The sequence below is a fragment of the Methanosarcina barkeri MS genome (assembly GCF_000970025.1).
Lineage (GTDB): Archaea > Halobacteriota > Methanosarcinia > Methanosarcinales > Methanosarcinaceae > Methanosarcina > Methanosarcina barkeri.
This window is the reverse complement of record NZ_CP009528.1, coordinates 4,470,344-4,487,528: the sequence shown is the minus strand read 5'-3', so window position 1 is coordinate 4,487,528 and position 17,185 is coordinate 4,470,344. Positions and strand designations below refer to the sequence as shown.

General features: G+C 39.5%; 16 protein-coding genes and 1 tRNA gene. 8 read left to right on the top strand and 9 right to left on the bottom strand.

The features are described from left to right. The first annotated feature begins 125 nt into the window (after positions 1-125). Together MSBRM_RS18395 and MSBRM_RS18390 are read left to right on the top strand one after the other, a co-directional pair. Positions 126-1,172: a methionine synthase gene (locus MSBRM_RS18395; RefSeq protein WP_048122566.1), complete on the top strand. Its 1,047-nt coding sequence runs from the start codon at positions 126-128 to the stop codon at positions 1,170-1,172. Between the two features lie 126 nt (positions 1,173-1,298). Next, positions 1,299-2,333, top strand: coding sequence for a methionine synthase (locus MSBRM_RS18390; RefSeq protein ID WP_048122564.1), 1,035 nt, complete (start codon positions 1,299-1,301; stop codon positions 2,331-2,333). A gap of 266 nt (positions 2,334-2,599) precedes the next feature. Here the strand turns inward: MSBRM_RS18390 and MSBRM_RS18385 are convergent, their stop codons facing one another. Together MSBRM_RS18385 and MSBRM_RS18380 are read right to left on the bottom strand one after the other, a co-directional pair. Next, entirely contained in the window at positions 2,600-2,770 is a 171-nt protein-coding gene (locus tag MSBRM_RS18385; RefSeq protein WP_011306041.1) for a ribbon-helix-helix domain-containing protein, read from the bottom strand. A 455-nt stretch (positions 2,771-3,225) separates the two neighbouring features. Further along, positions 3,226-3,299: transfer RNA gene (locus MSBRM_RS18380), tRNA-Lys, on the bottom strand. 546 nt (positions 3,300-3,845) lie between these two features. Here MSBRM_RS18380 and MSBRM_RS18375 point away from each other — a divergent pair. The 5 genes from MSBRM_RS18375 to MSBRM_RS18355 all read left to right on the top strand — a co-directional run bounded on the left by MSBRM_RS18375 (position 3,846) and on the right by MSBRM_RS18355 (position 5,721). Beyond that, positions 3,846-4,052: a TRAM domain-containing protein gene (locus MSBRM_RS18375; RefSeq protein ID WP_048122563.1), complete on the top strand. Its 207-nt coding sequence runs from the start codon at positions 3,846-3,848 to the stop codon at positions 4,050-4,052. A gap of 68 nt (positions 4,053-4,120) precedes the next feature. Then, a complete protein-coding gene (locus tag MSBRM_RS18370) occupies positions 4,121-4,327 on the top strand; it encodes a TRAM domain-containing protein (RefSeq protein WP_011306043.1) in 207 nt (68 codons plus the stop codon). Between the two features lie 55 nt (positions 4,328-4,382). Next, on the top strand, positions 4,383-4,589 hold the full coding sequence (locus MSBRM_RS18365) for a TRAM domain-containing protein (RefSeq protein WP_048122561.1): 207 nt from the start codon (positions 4,383-4,385) through the stop codon (positions 4,587-4,589). A 49-nt stretch (positions 4,590-4,638) separates the two neighbouring features. Further along, entirely contained in the window at positions 4,639-4,845 is a 207-nt protein-coding gene (locus MSBRM_RS18360) for a TRAM domain-containing protein (protein WP_048122559.1), read from the top strand. A 447-nt stretch (positions 4,846-5,292) separates the two neighbouring features. Next, positions 5,293-5,721, top strand: a complete 429-nt coding sequence (locus MSBRM_RS18355) for a bactofilin family protein (protein WP_048122557.1) — start codon at positions 5,293-5,295, stop codon at positions 5,719-5,721. A 141-nt stretch (positions 5,722-5,862) separates the two neighbouring features. On the opposite strand, the gene MSBRM_RS18350 is transcribed toward MSBRM_RS18355, so the two are convergent. From MSBRM_RS18350 to MSBRM_RS18335, 4 genes are all read right to left on the bottom strand, one after another. Next, positions 5,863-6,627, bottom strand: a complete 765-nt coding sequence (locus MSBRM_RS18350) for an ABC transporter ATP-binding protein (RefSeq protein WP_048122555.1) — start codon at positions 6,625-6,627, stop codon at positions 5,863-5,865. A gap of 1 nt (position 6,628) precedes the next feature. Further along, the gene (locus MSBRM_RS18345) at positions 6,629-7,414 is read right to left on the bottom strand and encodes an ABC transporter permease (RefSeq protein ID WP_048122553.1); all 786 of its coding nucleotides are present in this window, start codon (positions 7,412-7,414) and stop codon (positions 6,629-6,631) included. 143 nt (positions 7,415-7,557) lie between these two features. Then, complete coding sequence (locus MSBRM_RS18340) at positions 7,558-8,586, bottom strand: ABC transporter substrate-binding protein (protein ID WP_048122551.1); 1,029 nt, start codon at positions 8,584-8,586, stop codon at positions 7,558-7,560. A 708-nt stretch (positions 8,587-9,294) separates the two neighbouring features. After that, positions 9,295-10,287 carry an IS701 family transposase gene (locus tag MSBRM_RS18335; protein WP_048155834.1) on the bottom strand — a complete coding sequence of 331 codons (993 nt, stop codon included), beginning with the start codon at positions 10,285-10,287 and terminating at the stop codon, positions 9,295-9,297. Positions 10,288-10,477: 190 nt separating this feature from the next. Here MSBRM_RS18335 and MSBRM_RS18330 point away from each other — a divergent pair, with 190 nt between their 5' ends. After that, the gene (locus MSBRM_RS18330; protein WP_048122549.1) at positions 10,478-10,999 is read left to right on the top strand and encodes a helix-turn-helix domain-containing protein; all 522 of its coding nucleotides are present in this window, start codon (positions 10,478-10,480) and stop codon (positions 10,997-10,999) included. A 231-nt stretch (positions 11,000-11,230) separates the two neighbouring features. Here MSBRM_RS18330 and MSBRM_RS18325 read toward each other — a convergent pair whose 3' ends face one another. From MSBRM_RS18325 to MSBRM_RS18315, 3 genes are all read right to left on the bottom strand, one after another. Next, positions 11,231-14,719, bottom strand: a complete 3,489-nt coding sequence (locus MSBRM_RS18325; protein WP_048122547.1) for an S-layer protein domain-containing protein — start codon at positions 14,717-14,719, stop codon at positions 11,231-11,233. 163 nt (positions 14,720-14,882) lie between these two features. After that, positions 14,883-15,905 (bottom strand): thiamine-phosphate kinase, encoded by a 1,023-nt coding sequence (thiL, locus tag MSBRM_RS18320; RefSeq protein ID WP_048122546.1) that lies wholly within the window; start codon positions 15,903-15,905, stop codon positions 14,883-14,885. Between the two features lie 464 nt (positions 15,906-16,369). Then, entirely contained in the window at positions 16,370-17,152 is a 783-nt protein-coding gene (locus MSBRM_RS18315; RefSeq protein ID WP_048122540.1) for an anaerobic ribonucleoside-triphosphate reductase activating protein, read from the bottom strand. Positions 17,153-17,185 lie beyond the last annotated feature (33 nt).

The window sequence follows — 17,185 nt, the reverse complement described above, 5'->3', positions numbered from 1 at the left end:
CTACTTTGACTTCTCTACTTTGACTTCTCTACTTTGACTTCTTTACTTTGACTTCTCTACTTTGAATTTTTAGCTTAAATCAATTCCAATACTTCTAATACTTGATACTGTCTTACATAAGAGGTATGCAGGACATTATTTTTACTGATGGAGGCAGTCTTCCCATGCCTGAGGGTATTACAAGGGAATGGATAAAGAGTGCGGCTGAAAACCGGGATGAAGATGAAAAACTTTTTCCCATTGTAAGAGCGGCTTTTCAGAAGAAAATCGATGTGGGACTGCATGTTCCCACTTATCCTCAGTTCAGGGACATGATAGGACAGTTTCTGGACATTATCAAAGACGAAAAAAACTGTTATGAACCTTATGTACTGAAAGAGGAAAATGCAAAAATCCTTGAGCTGGAGATAATTGACGAGGTTGCAAAACAATACAGGGAAGAAACAGGAGAAACGCTTGAAGTCAGGGTTTGTATTTCGGGTCCAACAGACCTCTACCTCCAGGCCTTTGGAGCAACGGGTTATGCGGACGCTTATCATATCCTCGCACTGGACATTGAAGATTTCATAAAACAGGCGTTTATGGCTGCAAAAAATTTCAAAATAAAGATTATAGCTCTGGATGAGCCAAGTCTCGGGATAAATGACAGAATCAAGTTTTCTGACGCCGACATCATCTCTGCTCTCACCGTTGCTTCCACTTACGCCCGAAAACAGGGAGTTGATGTGGGAATTCACCTTCATTCCCCGTTAAAATACAAACTTATCTGCGAGACCCCTATTAATGTTATCGGTTTTGAATACGCGGCAACTCCTTCTTATCTGAACCTCTTAGATAAAAAAGTGCTTGAGGATTCAGATACCTATATCAGGCTCGGAGTCTCGAGAACCGATATTTCCAGTCTTATAGGCATTGTCAATGAAACGTATGGGGTTAATGTCTGGAAGGAAAAGGAGTATATGCAAAAAATCGTTACTGACCTGGAGACTCCGGCAGTTGTAAAAAATAGGCTTGAAACGGCTTATTCTGTCCTTGGAGACCGGATAAAATATGCAAGTCCGGATTGCGGGCTGGCTTTCTGGCCGGATCAGGAGCTTGCCTTCAAACTTCTTGAGAATACCGCAAAAGGCATTAACGAATTTAATGAAGAAATGAAAAAACAGGAAGAGTAAATCTTTCAAATATTCGAACAATCGAATAACAGAATAATATTTTACGTTTCCTCAAATTTTTCTATATTTTTATATTTTTTCTGTCTTTCCAATAACGCTAAATCCTTACAGGTCTACTAAGAGAATATGGAAGAAATCATCTTTGACGATATTGGGAGTTATCCCCTTCCTGACGGAGTCAGTAAGGAATGGGTCCAAAATGCCTTTAAAACGAGAACAGAAGATGAGAAACTCTTTACGGTAATCAATGATGCCTTTCAGCAAAAAGTAGATGCAGGTGTTGATGTTCCTACCTATCCTCAGTATCAGGATATGAATGAACAGTTCCTTAAGGTTATTCGGGACTCTAATTGCTGTGACAGTCCCTTTGAGGTAAAACTTGAGTGCGCCAGGATTGAGGAACTTGAGGCTATAGAGAAGGTTGCAAAAGCCTATAAGGAACAATTTGGAGAGACACTTAAGGTTCGGGTCTGTGTAACCGGTCCAACGGAACTTTATCTGAAGGAGTTTGGAGGTACACGGTATACGGATATCTATTCTATTTTTGCAAAAAGCGTGAATAATTTTGTAAGAAATTCCATGAGATCTGCAAAAAATTTCAAGATTGCAGCGGTTTCTATTGATGAACCAAGTATAGGGCTGAACCCTGAGCTTGCTTTTGATGAGAACGATATTATTTCTGCCCTTACCAGCGCCTCAAAAGCAGCCAGTAAGTGGGGAGCCGACGTACAGATTCACCTTCATTCTCCTCTTTACTATAACATTGCCTGTCAGGTCCCCACAATAAACGTCATAGGAGTAGAGTCCGCAGGCACGCCCTCTTACCTGGAATTGATAGACAAGAAAATTCTGGAGGACACAGATTGCTTCCTGAGGCTTGGGATTGCAAGAACTGATGTCTATACCCTGGCAGGAATCATTAGCGAAAAGTACTGTACTAACGTCTGGAAAGATCAGCAATATCTTCCAGAAATTGTTAGCGGACTTGAGACTCCGGCTACTATAACTAAAAGGTTGAAGGTTTACTACAGGCGTTTTGGCAACCTGATAAAGTATGTGGGTCCTGACTGCGGGCTTGGCTCTTGGCCTAACCAGAAAATAGCATTTATATTGCTTTCCAATATAGCTCAGGGGATAAGGGATTTCAGGGAATCTCTCTAATCCCTTAATTTTTAATTAACTTTTTTATTAAGTTCATCCCGAGAATCCATGCCTGAAAAGTTTATAACCTGAGAAATCAGGTTATGTTTCTTATTCCAGTGGAAACTCTACTATAAGTCCAAAATTCTTAATATTAGCCGACAGATCTCAAAACACAGTGGAAATACAGGGGTATTTTTATAATGTTTAAAATTTACATTGTTGAACTGAGAAATCAATAGTATTAAAACCTTCAACTGTTTTACTTCAATTTTCAGGATTTTAAATCACTTCTCGAGTCTCCCATGCCTTCTATCGATTTCATCCATCATGTCCAGCATTTTTCGAATAGCGGTTCGGATAGCATCAGATTGACTGACAAATTTTTTGTTATCTCCCACATGCCTATTAAGGTCATCCAGAAGTTCTTGAGGGATTTCAACGCTTACTTTTGGCATTAGAGCTGCACCCTGATATTTTTATATTTGAGGTTTATTTGTCAATTGATTTTTGTCAATTGATTTTTAGTAGTTGGTTTTCATCAATTGATTTTTAGTAATTGGTTTTCATCAATTGGTTTTTAGCAATTGTTTTATAGCTATTTTTAGCAATTAATCGTTTCCAAACATCAATTGATATTTTAATAAGGAGCCCATCACAAAACTAATTTTACCATCAAATTAGTAAAATTTCAAAATTATTTTCGTGATTCGAAAATTTACTGATTATTGCGGATCTGAGATTCAGAGTAATTTCGATTTTTAGGGTCAGCTTATTATCAAATTATTGAGAGTATACCTAAAATTTGTAAAATGATGCTAAAAGCAGTGAAAGAATATCTAAAATAAGTTCTAAAATAAGTGAAATAACACTCATAATCAGTTAAAGAACTCTCAAAAACAGATAACGATAGCGGGCCCGAAGGGATTTGAACCCCCGGCCTATGGATTAAGAGTCCATCGCTCTGCCTGACTAAGCTACGGGCCCACGTATTGTTATTATTACTAAATGAGCGATTCTCACAATGGAGTTTTAAATATTTATAGGTTTCGGCACAATCACTTATCCTTGTAATCTTTTTGAAATTAAATCTTAATTTTATAGAGTTTATTCAGGATTTCTCAAGAAAACTCTTCCTCAGAAATCTTTAAATTTAATAGAGAAATATCTTTTTATTCTAAATTGTTTTATTTTTTTGATGAATTGTCCTTATTTATGTATCTTTGAAATTAGAAATCAGAAGTCTGCCGACCAGGGAGTGAACATTTTCCAAACTTCATTATTTTCCTTTTTTCATCGATAATAAAGCAAAACGTTATATACAAGCGAATATGAGTATGACCAATTAATTGACTTATCCGAAGCTCTGTTGGGGATCAATTAATCAAATAGATTAAGTAGAAAATAGATTAAGTAGAATATGTACTTCCTGAATTTGGGTTATCAAGTTTGGTTTGTCAAGTACTGCTTTTACTCTTTTCTGTCGATAGAGCTTTCTTAAGCTGATTAATAGAAGCTAAAGGAATGAATGTAATGTTTAGAGATGAACGTGCTCCTGTGCCCGTTGAAGAGGGCGAAACCTACGATGTAACTATTCAGGATATTGCTCGCCAGGGAGACGGCATTGCCCGTATTGAAGGTTTTGTAGTTTTTGTCCCGAATACAAGTGTTGGCGATGAAGTCCAGATTAAGATCGAAAGAGTACTTCCCAAATTTGCATTTGCAAGCATTGTTGAGTAAATGTGGGAAATAAAGTAACCACGTTAAATTAAAGTTAATTAAAGTTTATGTTAAAGGAATGATTTTTCATGTTCAGAGAAGAAAGTCGCTCAGTCCCTGTCGAAGAGGGCGAAGTTTACGATGTAACAATTCAGGACATTGCTCGTCAGGGAGACGGCATCGCTCGCATTGAGGGTTTTGTAGTCTTTGTCCCGGGCACCAAAGTTGGTGACGAGGTTCGGATTAAAGTCGAAAGAGTACTTCCAAAATTTGCATTTGCAAGCGTTGTCGAGTAAATGCCGGAAATAAAGTAACCACATTAAATTCAGTAAATTAAAGGAATGATTTTTTATGTTCAGAGAAGAAAGTCGCTCAGTCCCTGTCGAAGAGGGCGAAGTTTACGATGTAACAATTCAGGACATTGCTCGTCAGGGAGACGGCATCGCACGTATTGAAGGTTTTGTTATCTTTGTCCCGGGCACCAAAGTTGGAGATGAAGTCCGGATTAAAGTCGAAAGGGTTCTTCCCAAATTTGCATTTGCAAGTCTTGTCGAGTAAATGCGGGTAAATCATATCAGCTTTAATTAAGTCATTAGGAATGGTTTTCATGTTCAGAGATGAGAGTAGCTCTGTTCCTGTTGAAGAAGGCGAAGTTTACGATGTAACTATCCAGGATATCGCTCGCCAGGGAGACGGCATCGCACGTATCGAAGGTTTTGTTATCTTTGTCCCGGGCACCAAAGTTGGAGATGAAGTCCGGATTAAAATCGAAAGGGTTCTTCCCAAATACGGTTTCGCCAGCCTCGTTGAATAAGCAGGATCATTTCAAATGAGAAAAACCGAGACTGAAAAATGATATATATCTAATTCTTCAGTCTCTCTTCCATTCACATACACTAATTAATCTCCGGATACTTTATTACCGGAATTATTTTTCTTTAATCTAGACTTCACTTTTATCTGTACTTTTATCCGGTCGTTTCTTTTCATCTTCTTTGATTGGACTACGTTTTTCGCTGTTTCTATCAATTCTATTTTTCAGCTTCTTTGATAGGGTTATATTTTTCGCTTATTTTTCAGCATGTCGTTTATGCTTTAATTGTTTATTCATGGCGTCTGATAGTGAACATTCGATGCTGTTAAATAATAGATATTCAATCATATCTTGGAAATTCAATTGACAAAATTTTTGTAAATGCCTTATAGAATAAGTATTTGCTTTATATCTATAACCGGGGCAAGTATCCCGGAGTGATCTCTAATGATTCGTTTTATCAAGTACCACCCCAGGTCCAATACTTACGTCATTGAAAAACGAGCTTTTTTTGATGAGGATCTTACTCTGGATGGCAATGTAATTGTCGGGCAAGAAGTGAAGTTCTGGAAGAACCTCACAGTAACTGGCAGGCTTGATCTCGGAAAAGGTTCAGTTGTTAGAGGCAATGTAAAAGCCAGAAGTGCGCTTGTCTGTTCAAAGGCAAAAATTCTGGGCAATATCGAAACGGTTTCTGAGCTTGTTTTTCTTGATAAAGCTAAAATAAATGCTACAGCCTGCCAGGGGGATATCCGCGTCAGGCCTGGGTGCGTTATCGACTCCGTAAAAGCAGACGGTACGCTTGAACTTATCGGAAAAGTTCTTGTCAGGAAAGTAGAGCCATTAACGAAAGTGATTATCCGGGCTGAAGAATAATCGTGAGTTCCCAATGAACAGTTAACTTTTTCTTTCTTTTCTCTTCCTTTTTTTATTCTCTTTGAACTCTTTTTTCCCCTTTTTTATTCTTTACCCCTTCGCACTGTGGCTTTATCTCTTTTTTATCAAAGCCATAGTACTTTACCTGTGAAATCTTTCTTCTTCCAGAAGTTTCAGGATACGGTCTCTTAAAAGGTTAACCTCTTTACTTGTCCTGGAGCGTGGGCGGGGCAGGTCAACTTTTACAATCTCTTTTATCCTTCCTGGTCTTGCAGTCATGACCACTATCCTGTCCGCGAGAACAACCGCTTCATCCACACTATGAGTTACGAAAAGGAAGGTCACGTGTTTTTGTTCCCATATCTTCAGAAGTTCGTCCTGAAGGATATTTCTAGTCTGGGCATCCAGGGCCCCAAAAGGTTCATCCATAAGAAGGACTTCGGGCTCATTGGCTAGGGCTCGTGCAATGGCTGCACGCTGCTGCATACCTCCTGAGAGTTCGTATGGATAGCTATTTTTGAACTGCTCCAGGCCCACAAGTTCTATATACTTCTCCACCTGCTTCCTGGCTTCAGCCTTACTAATCCCCTGCATTTCCAGTCCAAATGTAATGTTATCGATGACTGTTCTCCAGGGAAATAGAGAATATTGCTGAAAGACCATACCTCTTTTGGGGTCCGGGCCAGTTATAGGAACACCGTTTAGTGTAATTTCTCCTGAAGTCTGGGTTTCGAGTCCAGCAGTGATGCGTAGCAGAGTGGTCTTCCCACAGCCGGATGGTCCCAAAAGGCAGATAAACTCTCCGTCTTCAACATCAAAGCTCACATCGTGCAAAGCTTCTGTACCTACATTATCTTCTTTTTTAGTAAAGATACGTGAAACATTTTTTACACTTACTCTACCCATTTTATACCACAGTTCCTGATGTCCATCTCAGTAATTTTGCATTTACATAATGCCTGAAGAAACGGTCAATTAAAAGGCCAACAAATCCGAGCAGTAACATATAAACAAGTACGAAATCCATCCTGTGCATGTAGTAATTGTGCCATATCTCATATCCGAGTCCGCTGTCGCTCCCAAACATTTCTGCAGCTACAAGGCACATCCAGCCTACACCCATAGCAATCCTGATTCCTGCAACAATTGAGGGCATAGCTGAGGGAATTGCAATATAACGTATAAGATCCAGGTTTCGGGTACAACCAAGAACTCTTGCGGCTTCAACATAAACCTTCGGTACGTTCTTAAAACCGGTATATGTATTGATGATAATTGGAAAAACCATTCCTGCAAATACAACAAAACCTGCAGCCTGATGGGTAAGCCCAAACCATATGATTGCAAAGGGAATCCAGGCAATGGGGGGTATAGGGCGCAGTATCTCTATTATAGGGTCGACTGCTCTGTTTATATCTTTAAACCATCCCATGGCTATTCCCAGAGGAATCCCAATTACAAAAGCGCCAGCAATACCAATTGCAAAGTTAATTAAGCTCGTCAATGTATCTGTAAAAATTAGCCCACTCTTTACGATTGCAGAAAAAGAGATTATCACATCATAAAAACTAGGCAGCTTAAATTTATTCTGTACAATTACGTCTGCTGCAAGCTGCCATATTGCAATTGCAACTATGAGCGATAATGCTTCAATGCCTTTTTCTTTAACTGTTTTTATGAAGTTAACGTTCATGTCTAATTAAAAGAATTCTTACCTTTTTATCTTTCCGGCAGACTTCATTTTTCAGAAAAAATAAGGGTTCAATTGCCTTCTATAAAGCCGAAGCATTTGAACCCTTTATTTAGATTTCTCTTTTTCTTCAGTTACTCTTATTCTTATTTCTCACTCGTGGCTTTCTCATAGAAACTTGTGTCAAAGATTTCTTCCTTTGTCAGGGATTTCGGAATATACCCAAGTTCGTACTGAACCTTTGAGTAATTGACAGCTGAGTCTTCAATCAAGGCTGGATCTGTGATCCATGCACCATCCCATTCCTTAAGCGAGTCCTTTACAGTGTCAAGATCCTCTGTAGTCTTATTTGCAAAAATCTTAGCAGCTTCGTCCATATGTTCCTTGTTATACTCAGTTGCCTTAATATGGGTCTTTACAATCTGTTCCACAATTTCCGGGTGCTCTTTGATAAGTTTTCCACTTACGACAAGCACACAGCAGGCATGGTTTGCTTCCATCTCTCCAGATTGTACTATGATACGCCCGTTTCCTTCCTTTTCTATAACTGTTGGGGAGGGGTGAGGCAGGAAGACAGCATCAACCTGTTTAGCTGAAATAGCGGTGATAGCATCTCCTGAAGTCATTCCAAGGATTTTCACATCTTTTTCAGGGTCAAGCCCATTTTTCTGGAGCCAATTTCTGAGCAGGGTGTCCTGAATTGTTCCTGTCGGGTAAGTAGCGATCGTAAGACCCTTTAAGTCTTGAGGGCTTTCGTATTTGTATTCGTTACGAAGAACCAGACTTGAACCGTTTATCTGGACAGGTGCAACAATCTTTGCGTCAAGTCCCTGGCTGAGAGCTGTAATTACAGGTGCTGCTCCTACATAGGCAACATCCAGATCTCCAGCCAGCATTGCCTGCATTTCAGGGGCTCCTGTCGGAAACTGGTATTCATTAATTTTTGTAATTCCATATGGTGCAAGGTCTGATTTCCACCATCCTTTTTCAGCCGCAGTCATATATGCGATCTGATGGGTGCTTGGCTGATAGCCAATGTTCAGCTCAGTAATTGCAGTGGTCTCTTCAGATCCGGTTCCGTTCTCGGATACATTTTCTTTATTGGATGCACAGCCAGATACGAAGATAGATGCAACCAGCAAGAAAGTAAGTATAAGTATGCCTAGTTTTTTCAAAGTTCCACCTCAATAATCCTTACAACTGGTAATTATTCTACTGATAATTAAGCATGTTAAGCATGTTACTGATAATTAAGCATATTAAGCATGTTACTGATAATTAAGCATATTAAGCATGTTACTGATAATTAAGCATATTAAGCATGTTACTGATAATTAAGCATATTAAGCATGTTACTGATAATTAAGCATATTAAGCATGTTACTGATAATTAAGCATATTAAGCATGTTACTGATAATTAAGCATATTAAGCATGTTACTGATAATTAAGCATATTAAGCATGTTACTGATAATTATTCATGTACTGGCAATAGTCCATATACTGATAATTATTTATGTTACTGGCAATTATTAATGTACAGATAATAATCCATATACTGATAATAATCCATATAAAATGGTAACTTTCATTACTAAATACTGTTTTTTGAAATCAAGCTTTCCTATTGAAAAATCAACAGATTTCTATCTTTTTTGTCAGCTTTCCATAAACTCTTTTACAAGAAAATTTATCTTTCTCCAGATCAGAATCCCGGTGAAAATAAAAAGTAAATACCTAATAACGGTATATTCGTATTTTTTTACACTTCATATATATACTCTCTCAAAGTAGCCTTGATTATATCCCAAATGTATTAATATATAGGAGTTACGCAGTTGGCTCCTAGCATATTGTTTTTTCCAAACTTTCAAATATTTGAATTAATTTAACGTGTATTGGGGATTCCTTAAGTATTCTGTCACTGCCACTCTTCTAATTTTCATAGCACTTTCAAACCAGGATATTCCACTTTTGATTCTTTGTAATTCCAGTCTAAGAAAAGCTCTTAATGAGAACATTATATGTGCTCTTTGTGATTCTTCCTTTCTTGCCTGACATTTTTCGACACCACAGAACTGTTTTATTCCCCTATGATATTCCTCAATTTTCCATGACTTCTTTGCCAAATCTTCACGTTTTGCTTCATCCATCTCTTGCACATCTGTAACCCAGTGTTGCGTGTCTCCATTTTTTGAAACTATCCTAAACACCTTTACAAATCCATATGCTTTGAGGTGAACCACACGTCCTTTTGGAGGAATATCTACTGTTTCAAGTGGCACATTTCCCTTGTTGTCAGGATTTACCAAACGATTATTTTTCAATCTTGTAAGGAAATGCCACTCTTTCTGTCTAATGGCTTTAAGGTTTTTCACACTTGCATACCATGTATCAAATAAAACGAATTTGGGATTAAAACCACGTTCTTCGGCCTTGTCAAGCATATCACGGAAATGGTCATTCTTTGTTTTGTCGTCTACATCGATGTTATAAATTCGAAAATCGATAGGTATAACGGTTGTACCGTCAGTCCAAACTAAGGTAACCAGGCCTATTCCCTTTACAGTACGATGATGTTTTCCACTCCACATACGACGAACAAAAGCAATTTCTTCTGCGTATGGTTTATCTAATGTTGAATCATCAACAATTAGGTATCCTCCCTTAAGCTTGACATAACTTTTTACTTCCTCCCATAGTGCTTCCGTGTCTGGAGGTTGCCTTTGAAGGCAACGAGTAAAAGCATCATGAGAAGGAGCATTAGCTATGTCTGGATAACATCTAGCAGCTTCAGTACAGCTAAAAACGTTAGAAGCCGCAATGAGAAAATTAATGTAGTCAATGTCGGTACACTTAGGTGGATTTATGTCCATAACTCCGTACGTTTTTAGAGAAACACTAAGCCATAAGTATATTTATAAAGATATCAAGTTTTCGGCATTTTAACTGCGTAAGTCCTAAATATATCTGGATATATTTCTCATTAAGGACTAAATTTCCTGTAAAATGTAGATTATTTTCCGTTGTGTAAAACTCTTTACAGGACTCAAAAGGTTGAATTTTATGAATGTTGCAGACAAAGTTATCAAATCCGCATTTGAATCCGATGAAGTTTTTCAAAAAACGCTTTCCACTGTAATAAAAGAGGATCTTAACCTCACGGCTGTGGATTTCGCAAAAAAAGCAAGCATTCCCCCAAGTACTCTTTATAAGATCCTGTCAGGGAACCGGGACCCCAACATTAAAACTCTTCGTCAGATAGTGAAAACTATCCGCGATATTAAAGAAACAGATAGTGGAGATTTTATCGCTGTGATTGCAGCTCGCTCGGTGCTTGACAACATCGTAGAAACAAAGAAAAAGATAGCTGGTAGGCTGGTCACAATCAGGGAATATTCGGCAACCTCAATGGAAGAAGCCATAATAGCAGCCGTTAACGCCGAAAGGGATGGAGCAAAAGCCCTTGTTTGCGCTCCTATAGTGAGCCCTACAGTGGAAAAGATCCTCAACATTCCAGTAACAACTATGATCCCAAAGAACAGCCTTATAGTTGCTATCGAACTTGCGCTCAAAAAGATGGAGTAAAACTGCATAGAGTGTTATAAATAAAGTGCCAGAAATAAATGCTATGTTTTGTGGAACAAAAAGTTTCCTGAAATAAAATACTGAATATCTGTCAGCAAAACCCTGAAAGACTGCTGAACGTAAATTAAGTTTGAACTATTCTAAAAATAAGAAAAGACCGCGTTTTGGGTTAACGCGGGAATTTTAAGTTCTATTCTCTTTTGTTTTTGAATTTTTTGTTTTCTTGTCGCTTTATTTCTTTGGTTTCACCGAGTTAATAAATTCCTTTGCCTGTTCGGATAGTTTTGCCATGTCTCCGCCACCCTTGGTAAAGTAATAAGCAGCTCCACCGATTATTAACAGGACAATGAGTCCAAGAATGTAGAGCATTAAGGAAGACTTTTCCTTTACAGTGTAGGTTGCAGTTTCTCCTCCAATTTCTACCTTGTAGGTTCCTGGCACGTCTTCTGCGTGTTCAAAGGTTACAGTGGTATTGTTCCCAATGCCCAGGGAAACGTCTTTTGAGTCACTTATGTTTCCGTTAATAAGCAACTCTACACTTTTATTTCCTGCAGCATTGCCTGTATTTCCAACGTTAACCGAGATTGTCGCATTCTTTCCTGCACTTACCTCTAAAGGATCGATTACCAGGTTTGAGTATTTGAAGATAGCTTCCAAATCTTTTACTTTTACATTTATTTCCTGGTCTTCGAATCCTTCTTTTGTTAAGCCCAGTTCAAGAGTGCCGCTTTTATCTGTCTTGTAGGTAGCTTTTCCGCTGGAATCTGTTTTACCAATGATGTTTCCATCAATCGATACGTTTGCATCCTCAATTGGATCACCGCCGATTGCCTTGACAGCCTCAATGTTCAGGGTGTCGCCGACATAAACTGTCTCAGGTGAAACGTTGACTGTCATTTCCTCTTTCGGAGCACTGACGTTAATGTTTTTAGTTGCAGTTTCGTAGTCATCCTTTTTTGTAGTTATCTTCAAAGTCCCGACATCTTTGGCTGTGTACTCAACAACTCCATCATCATCGGTTTCGCCTACATTACTTTCATTAACCGAAACATTAGCTCCTTCGATTGCTTTTCCACCTGCAGTCACTTCGATATTAAACGGATTTCCAGCATAGATCTTATCAGGTACACTTATTTTCAGTGAATTGTTGTCGTTTCCGTTGCCGCCGGTTTCAACTTCCACAAACGGGTAGAACCTGAGAGTATTGTCATTAGCAGTCTTGAAACTGACATTACCCATGATCTCTGTGGTATCATCCTTGTCAAGCCCGATTGAATCACTGTTTTTCATTGTAATGCCACTTTCAGAGACACTGGTGACCTCCATCTCGCCAAAAGTATCTCCATTATCGATTTCGGTGTACTGGTCCGAGAGCTGGAAGAGGCCTTGTATGAAGACAGCAGAGGACTCGGCTCCTTGGAAAACCGAGCCAATATGAGCAATGATTATGGGCACATCTTCTGCATCTCCAAGATCAGTTTTATAGACATAGTCATCGCCAGATTCGAGGAATGCCTCATCTACTACATTGCCATCTTTTTCAAGCTCGACCCGGACAGATTCTCCATTGATATCTACTTCCACGATATTCAAAGAATAACCATCTTCAAGGGTAAGGGCAGAACCTGAATCCATAGACTTTTTGTCGTCGTTGTCTGTAAGGACTTTACAGAGAATATTATCTGAAAGAAGACTCACATCATCAACAGATCCATTTACTGAGCCATCAGTATACCCGGCAAAGTACTTGTCTGCCATGAAACCAATAACTGTGAAGTTGCCCCATTTTTTGTGATCAAAATTAACCGCCTGGGGTGTTGATTCGTAGACAAGTTCATCTGAAGGTATAGTCCTGCCGTCAAGCTCTCCTACTGTAAGATTTTCAGTCCCAATTCCTTCATCTATGTTGTAATAGAAACCTTCAAAGTTAAAGGGCGTCCAGCTAGGGAGTGAATCACCATTAATGTCCTTGTCATAGACAGTCCCGCGCAGCTCGTATGTACCTTCTTCCGAGGTGTCAAGGGTCGGGGCAAAACGCAGCGTGTTATCATCAGCTACCTGAATCTGTATTTTACCCATAAGGTCTACCGTATCTCCCTTATCAAGTCCGACGCTATCATCATTCTCCATCTTTATTTCACTGCTGCTAACGGAAGTTACTTTCATTTCTCCAAAAGTATCTCCATTATTGATTTCGGTGTACTGGTCCGAAATTTGGAAGAGACCCTGTATGAAGACAGCAGAGGACTCAGCTCCTTGGAAAACCGAGCCGATATGAGCAATGATTATGGGCACATCTTCTGAGTTTCCAAGATCAGTCTTATAGACATAGTCATCGCCCGATTCGAGGAATGCTTCGTCTACGACATCACCATCTTTTTCAAGCTGGACCCGGACGGATTTTCCATTGATATCCACTTCCACGATATTCAGGGAATATCCTTCATCGAGAACAAGAGAATCTCCGGCATTTGCTGATTTTTTATCATCAGTGTCCATGAGAATCTTGGAAAGAACACCATTAGAAATAGGGCTAATGTCATCTCCTATAACTGTGGAATTATTTTCAGTGTAACCTGCAAAGTATTTCTCTGCCATGAACCCGATTATCTGGTATGAACCCCATTTACTGTGTTCAAAATCAGTCTCAGTAGGACTTGTGGAGTACTCAATGTTTCCTGATTTTATGCTTCTACCTATACCTGTAATGGTCATCTCTTCTGAGGATACTCCGGAATCAAGGTCATAGTAGAAACCTGAGTAACTCTGGGCAGTCCATGTGTAAGTTTCTGGCATTCCCTGTTCCCAGATTCTGTTTCCAGTTGAATTATCTGTAGTAGATCCGACGCTTACAGTCCATGTTTTTGTCGATGAATCATAAGTACCATTAGGATCACTTACCACTGCCTTGAGGGTATAATTTCCTGCACTGTCTTTTTCAAAGTCGTATGAAGAAGAGGTTACACTTGTTTCCTTTTTCTGTGATTCATCACCAACAAGCCACTCAACATTGATATACTGGTCGTCCGTGCTGGAGTTGACCTTGAAAGTTTTAGATACTCCTTTATCGACTGAAACATTTCCTTCGGAGGGGTCAGCATTAACAGATAATCCTCCGGCCGTTGATACTTTCCATGTCCAGGATTTTTCTGCACTGCCGTTTTCGTTTTCTGCGTGCATTTTAATTGTATGCGTGCCCTGTGTTGCAGAATTATTGATATATGATGACTCAGTGACAGACTTGTTTTCCTGAACATTGGTATCATCAAGATACCATGTTATATTTGAAGTCTGGCTAATAGTTGCATTAAATTTTCTTGATTCTTCTACATTATTGTTAACGGTTGAGTATGAAGGGGAAGACGATATGATTTCCGGTACATTCGATCCTCCGGTTACACTCCAGGTTCTACTCTCTCCAGTCGACTGAACAGTCGCTTTGACATCGTATGTACCTTGCTTAACCGTGTGATTGAGGGTAGAGGTATTCGTTGCATCATCAGACGATGTTTGGGAAACATTGCTTCCATCAACCTGCCAGTTAATAGTTGCTGACTCGTTTGTTTGAATGCTAAAATCTTGAATCTCGCCGACCGTCTTATTGACAGTTGCATTGTCTCCAGGCGATGCTGCTATTATACTCGGGGCTGCAGTTGCAGCTCCGCAAAATAGACCTAGCACCAGAATTGCTGTAAATATCTGTAAACTAGCTTTTTTCATGTTCTATCCTTCTGAACCTTGTGCATAAATTATTATGAATTTAGTACGTTTCTCCTAAGATCTGTTCGATTTTTGTAAGGTTTTTTGGGCTTATCAATCAAGAGTTCCTAAATTTTCGTCTCTCTAATCCAGGCTTTTGTTTCACGGGGGTAATTATTTTTAATCAGGTGGATCTATCAACAGCTTTTGCTTTTAGCTGCTGGTATCCTCTCTGCTCTATAGTTATAAACTTGCATTCTGGGGATTCGAGTACAATACCTGCTTCATACTTTGTACATTCTCCTATAACGATTAAGTTACATATATTTTGTACTTTTTTGATCTTTTGTGGATCAATTGTAATAAGAAGTTCGAAGTCTCCACCCGTGTAAAGGGCAAATTCCCTCAGCTTTTCCTGGTTTGAAGCAAATGCACGGACCTCCCTGAGGATAGGGAGGGCATTTTCCCGGATCATGAATCCCACACGGCTCTGCCTGGAAAGGTCGTAAAGGGACATTGCAAGGCCGTCACTCGTATCCATCATGGATGTAACTGCTCCAGACTCGGCAAGTTTCCTTGCTTCTTTCGTGCGCGGGGCAGGTTCAAAAAGTGCATTCAGGACGGTTTTGCTCACTGGCTTTCTAGACTGAAGGGCTTCCAGAGCTGCTCCTGCTGATCCTGTATAACCCGTGACACAGACAAGGTCACCTGGTCTTGCTCCACGCCGAAGAAGGAGCTGGCTTTTTTTCACTCTGCCAAGTGCCGTCCCTGTAATTGTCAGTTCTTCGTGGGTATCAAGATCGCCTCCTATAATCGTAGTTCCGCAGAATTCGGCACATGCCTGCATACCTTTTGCAAGGGCTTCAACAAAAGCAATTTTGGTATCTGCAGGCATCCCAATTGCCATAACAAGCCCTGTGGGCTCTGCACCCATGGCTGCAATGTCACTGAGGTTTACGGCTGCTGACATCCAGCCCATTTGCCAGGGTGTCATCTCTTCCGGAAAATCAGTAGTCTTATGCAGCATATCGGTAGTAACAACCAGGCAGTCTTCGCCTTTCAGGTCAAGGACGGCACAGTCATCCGAACCTGCGCCTATAAGGATTCCTTCTTGTCCTTTCTCCCTGCCATCAGGTGCTTTGAAAATCTCAGATAAAATGGAGATTAGAGCGCGTTCTCCAACTGAAGATACTTTTGTGTTTTTCATGGTCTTTTTTGAAAAAGATAATTTTTGTTTTCTTTTCTAGATAAATGCACTCTGTGAACCAAAAATCACTGAGTCCCTCTCCTTTATTTAATTTGTGTAACATGTAAAGGCACACAAAAATTCCAACAGTTTTTCCATAAAATCATTTTCGATATTGGGGGAGATATTTATCTCAAAAATTCTACTTCTTTCCATCAGCAGTGAATAAACAAATTTTCTCAAATAAATTTCTTAAGGGCTTTACATTTGCTTTTTATCTCTAGGAATGTATAAGACTTTTGTAAACTTCAAATTCATTTGAACTTAAAGTATATTTTTCTGTATGACTCTATAGGAGAAATAATTTACACTTTATTCGCGATGCAGACAAAAAAGAAAAGTACAAGGAGAAAAAAACAAGCTAATAGTAGTAAACTGTCAGATTAGATCGGGCAAAATCAGGTGCTGGATTCTACAAGATTCTGTCATACAGAGTCAGAGATCACTTCGTCTCCGCTTTCTCTTGTTCTAATTTTCACATTTTCCAAAAAACTTTTTGCGATTTTACCGAGTTCATATAGTTCCTCCCTTTCTAGAACCCGCAGATCTCTTAAATTTTCCTGCAAGCTATGTTCCGGAATTCCCTGCTGCAGTACATAGGTAAGTTCTTTATTTTTCATATGTTTCGAGATCCAGGCAGCTATGCTGGCAATTTCTTCCCTGCTTCCGATAAAATCTCTAATTAACGTTGTCCGAAGTTCCATTTCTAAGTCGCAGGAGTCTGCAATTTCAAGCGTTTTTATTACAGACGCAGTAATCTGTTCAGGAGTCTTTTTCACAGCTTCTAATTCTCCGAAGCCCGTAACTTTATCATAAAGTTTGGGATCATCCAGGGGAGCTTTTATGTCTATGAAAAATTTATCAACCAGTTCCCTTTTAACCAGTTCGTTTGCCATTTCAGGGTAGCAGCCGTTTGTATGAATCCCAATTGCAAGCCCAATTTCTCTTGCAAACTCAGCGAGAGGCACAATTGCTTTCTGCATTAGAGGTTCCCCTCCTGAAAATACAACTGCACTCACAAAAAGTGTAGATTCTTTTATTTGCTCTTCCACGAACTCCAGTTCTACAGGGTTAAACCCCTGGAGGTAGGGATGGTTCTGGCAGTAGGGACAGCGAAGCGGGCACCCCCTAAAAAATATAGTAACTGCCGCCCTTCCTTTCCAGTCCACGGTAGAGAGCGGGACAGTACCTGCGTAGTTTACTTTCATGGCCTACCGTTCTCACGTTTTTATGTATAAAAA

What these genes read in the sequence shown, in the direction of transcription:
- MSBRM_RS18360 (WP_048122559.1), top strand. Translation starts at nt 4,639, where the DNA reads ATGTTCAGAGATGAGAGTAGCTCTGTTCCTGTTGAAGAAGGCGAAGTT.
- MSBRM_RS18370 (WP_011306043.1), top strand. Translation starts at nt 4,121, where the DNA reads ATGTTCAGAGAAGAAAGTCGCTCAGTCCCTGTCGAAGAGGGCGAAGTT.
- MSBRM_RS18315 (WP_048122540.1), bottom strand. Translation starts at nt 17,152, where the DNA reads ATGAAAGTAAACTACGCAGGTACTGTCCCGCTCTCTACCGTGGACTGG.
- MSBRM_RS18335 (WP_048155834.1), bottom strand. Translation starts at nt 10,287, where the DNA reads ATGGACATAAATCCACCTAAGTGTACCGACATTGACTACATTAATTTT.
- MSBRM_RS18395 (WP_048122566.1), top strand. Translation starts at nt 126, where the DNA reads ATGCAGGACATTATTTTTACTGATGGAGGCAGTCTTCCCATGCCTGAG.
- MSBRM_RS18345 (WP_048122553.1), bottom strand. Translation starts at nt 7,414, where the DNA reads ATGAACGTTAACTTCATAAAAACAGTTAAAGAAAAAGGCATTGAAGCA.
- thiL (WP_048122546.1), bottom strand. Translation starts at nt 15,905, where the DNA reads ATGAAAAACACAAAAGTATCTTCAGTTGGAGAACGCGCTCTAATCTCC.
- MSBRM_RS18390 (WP_048122564.1), top strand. Translation starts at nt 1,299, where the DNA reads ATGGAAGAAATCATCTTTGACGATATTGGGAGTTATCCCCTTCCTGAC.
- MSBRM_RS18365 (WP_048122561.1), top strand. Translation starts at nt 4,383, where the DNA reads ATGTTCAGAGAAGAAAGTCGCTCAGTCCCTGTCGAAGAGGGCGAAGTT.
- MSBRM_RS18330 (WP_048122549.1), top strand. Translation starts at nt 10,478, where the DNA reads ATGAATGTTGCAGACAAAGTTATCAAATCCGCATTTGAATCCGATGAA.
- MSBRM_RS18355 (WP_048122557.1), top strand. Translation starts at nt 5,293, where the DNA reads ATGATTCGTTTTATCAAGTACCACCCCAGGTCCAATACTTACGTCATT.
- MSBRM_RS18375 (WP_048122563.1), top strand. Translation starts at nt 3,846, where the DNA reads ATGTTTAGAGATGAACGTGCTCCTGTGCCCGTTGAAGAGGGCGAAACC.
- MSBRM_RS18385 (WP_011306041.1), bottom strand. Translation starts at nt 2,770, where the DNA reads ATGCCAAAAGTAAGCGTTGAAATCCCTCAAGAACTTCTGGATGACCTT.
- MSBRM_RS18350 (WP_048122555.1), bottom strand. Translation starts at nt 6,627, where the DNA reads ATGGGTAGAGTAAGTGTAAAAAATGTTTCACGTATCTTTACTAAAAAA.
- MSBRM_RS18325 (WP_048122547.1), bottom strand. Translation starts at nt 14,719, where the DNA reads ATGAAAAAAGCTAGTTTACAGATATTTACAGCAATTCTGGTGCTAGGT.